1 protein-coding gene is annotated in these 1,838 nt (G+C 45.6%); it reads right to left on the reverse strand.

The window, feature by feature from the left end:
* Positions 1-1,838: collagen-flanked surface repeat-containing protein (locus QP860_RS10490; protein WP_502869815.1), on the reverse strand; the 1,838-nt coding region annotated here is incomplete at both ends.

Below are 1,838 nucleotides of genomic sequence, written 5' to 3' on the forward strand. Positions count from 1 at the left end.
TCCGGTTTTGGATCTTCCGGTTTTGGATCTTCCGGTTTTGGATCTTCCGGTTTTGGATCTTCCGGTTTTGGATCTTCTGGTTTAGGATCTTCGGGTTTGGGATCTTCTGGTTTAGGTTGGCAACATGGGATTTCAAGAATTTCTTTTGTATTATCTGTAAATACAATCGTTAAACGACCGTCTTTACTATAGATTTTCTTAATTCCTCTGCCATCTTTACCGTCTCTGATAAAGTGACGGCTCGATTCCTTGCCTTGTGGATCTCTAACAATGACCCATAAACCACTGTCACCGTCTGCATTCTTACCGGGAACTGTTTCAAGACTTGGCGAGCGACCATCTTGGCCATCCTCGCCGTCACGAACAAATTCACGTGAGACTTCATTACCATCTCCATCGAAGATAATAATCCATTGACCACTGTCGCCATGTTCATTCTTACCGGGTTCCACTGTAGCAGAAGGCGTCTTACCATCTTGGCCATCACGGATGAATTCACGAACGGTTTCATTGCCATGACCGTCTTCGATAATCAACCATCTCCCCACATTGCCTTGGCTATCTTTGCCTTTTTCAATACGGATTTGTGGTGTTAGACCATCTTTGCCATCCTTACCATCTCGACCGTGGTAGATCGTATGCGCTTCGGTAGAGCCATCTGGATGCGTTATCTTAATACTTAGGCCAATTTCCTTACCATCTGAATCAAGAATCTTTTCAGTACTTAGAAGAGCTGATTTACCATCTTGGCCATCTTTGCCGTCTTGGCCATCGCGACCATCACGGACAAATTGACGGTCTAATTCTTGACCCGTGTCACGGTCACGGATAATCAACCACATACCTGACTGTCCGTTGAAGCTTCCAGGTTCGGTTGATGCGGTTATAGACTTGCCGTCCTTGCCATCACGGATAATATGCGTATGGCTTGTTCCATTGGCATGGTGGATGGTAATTTCTAGACCTTCTGTAGTTTCTCGTGATGAGATATCGGCTGATTTGCCATCTTGACCATCTGCAATAAATTCGCGGTCAATTTCTTGTAGCGTTTCTCTATCACGGATAATCAACCAAGCACCTGATTGTCCTTTATGGTCGCCACGTTCCGTTGTCGCAATAATGGATTTCCCATCGCGACCGTCTTTGCCATCCTTACCATCTTTCCCATGTTTAATCAGACGAGTTTCTTCTAAACCATCTGGATGGATAATGGTAATCTTATAACCGATTTCTTGGCCATTCGGATCCACTAATGCTTCTGTCTTAATATCAGCAGACTTGCCATCCTTGCCATCTTTACCGTTGGCAACAAAGTCTCGATCGAGTTCTTTACCTGTTTCACTATCTTGAACAATGATCCAAACGCCATCTTGACCTTGGAAATGACCTGGTTCTGTAGAAACAGTCACTGACTTGCCGTCCTTACCGTCTTGACCCGGGTTACCTTTGGCACCGTCTTTCACAACTGTTGTCGTTTGGCTGCCATCTGGATTGGTGATTGTGATGGTATGAGTTCCGTTACCATTATCTATAACTTCGGCTGTAGCAGACTTGCCGTCCTTACCATCTTCAATCACTGTTTCAGTCGTCGTGCCGTCTGGGTTGGTGATGGTTACGGTGTGGGTCCCATTGCCGTTGTCTTTAACTTCAGCTTTTGGTGACTTACCGTCTTTACCATCAGCGACGAATTCACTGGAGACAATTTCATCTTCGGTGAACTTGCCGTCGCCGTTCTTATCGAAGTAGGTAATAATCCATTGGCCTGGTTGACCGGCTTCGTTTGGTCCCTTCACAACATGAACGTAAGAGGACTTGCCATCCTTACCAGCTTGGCCTGG

The organism is Aerococcus sp. UMB1112A (assembly GCF_030230715.1).
Taxonomy (GTDB): Bacteria; Bacillota; Bacilli; order Lactobacillales; family Aerococcaceae; genus Aerococcus.